The following is a 1689-nucleotide window of genomic DNA, read 5'->3' on the forward strand; positions in this document are numbered from 1 at the left end:
CTCATTGCCCGTGCGGTCGGGATCCTTGCTGGGTGCGAAATCACGCTCCGATAGACCATCGAGAGTGGTCGACTCGCTGCCGCTTGAAGAGTCTTCCTGGGTCGAGACCAGCCCCGCCTTGCGGAGGGTCGCCATGGGATCGGGATCCAGCTCGCCCGGCTTCCGAGTCGGAGGGCTTGCCCATTTCCGCAGGAGCTTTGTTGAAAACAACGGCACGGGCTTCACCGCCTGGTCCCACATCTCCCCAAGGACCGAGGTTTCACACTCGTAATCGAAAGGCGGAGGCAGGTCGTTCGCGTCGATGTAGGGTGGTATGAGGGTGTCGAAGTCCTCGGCTCGCTGTCGCATGGATGACAGGCTGAACACCGGCATGAAATCTCGTTCCCCTTTCTTCTGGATTCCGCTGTTGGGCGGCACGACCACGCCGGCTGCCTTGTAGGCAGCGCGCATGTCGTTCTTCAGCTTCGTGTTCCTGTAGGTATAGCCGGAGGTCGAGCCACAGACGGGACCGACACAGGAGAACAGGCTGCCGACGAGATCGATCCAGTCGGAGCATGGGTTGTCGAAGCCGGCAATCAGCTGGGTCGTGCTCGACGCAACGGTGATCCCCGCCTTGATCGCGAAGAAGCTGCCATTGCCTCCCGCGCCGTTGGCAAACGCAACGCCGCCCTTGCTCGCAATCTGCGGGCCATTTCCCGTGCGAAGGTTGATTTCGGTTTCGGCACCCAATCGAGTGAGGCGTTCGTCGAACCACCTGGCGTGCTCCTCCTCGTCACAGGCTTTGTCGTCATACAGGAACCGCGCGTGACTGAGAGATCCGATGAGCTCGCTCATGACGTGAGGATGCAATAGATCTTTCTCATGGAGTGCCTGCAGGTTCCCCTCTTCAGCGTACTTGGCCGCGAGATCAGTTTTACCCAGTTGTTTCAGCAGCCGATCGACCGTGTCTTTCGTGGCCTGTGCCGCGTGGACCTCGGCCAGCGCGTGGCGGACGAAATCATCGATGGCGCCCGTTGTCTTCGCGATGGGGCCTTGGTCGCTGGAGTCATCGCTGCTGGAGGCCTTTGCTTCGCCGCTGCTGTTCGCCGTTTCCTTGGCTTCCTTTTCCTTGGCTTCCTTTTCCTTGATGATGGCATTGAACTCACTCTGGAGTCCCTCATACGTCAAGGGAATGCTTCGCCCCCCGTCGGGCCTGTCGGGAATGTATTTGAGCGCATCAGCGCTCTTGATGTGGCCGATGATGACCGACATGAAAACACTGCTGCGGAACTTCAGGACCTTGCTCATTGTTTTCATTCGCGTCATGAACGGGCCGACCACCAGCTTGTCCAGTTTCTTGCAATCGATCTTGTTGCTCCCCTCCGCACTGAGGTTGCCAAGCTCGGTCTGGCTGATCAACGCAAACAAGCTGGCAATCTTGTTGCAATGGTCCTTTCCGGACGCGGATCCCTGCGTGGATCGATAGAACAACACTTGGGTGAGGCTCAATGCCATCGAAACGACGCTTGCGGTGATCTTGCCGGCGTCGTAGCCGCTCGCGTTCGAGGCGATTTCATGGCCGGCCTTGATGACCGAGGCAAGGCCGTTGCACATGTTCAGCATGCTGCGCACCCACTTCCCATCGCCGACGTGGTGCTGAACGTTCGCTCGTGTCATCCGATCTCCGACCGCCAGTTCGTCGATCAACCG

Annotated in this window: 1 protein-coding gene; it reads right to left on the reverse strand. The window is 59.1% G+C overall.

Annotated features, from left to right (window positions below):
• The coding region (locus tag AC1D15_RS30825) for a hypothetical protein (protein ID WP_477829027.1) at positions 1-1689 on the reverse strand (1689 nt) is incomplete at both ends.

It is taken from the genome of Rhizobacter sp. P2_H2, from assembly GCF_056403375.1.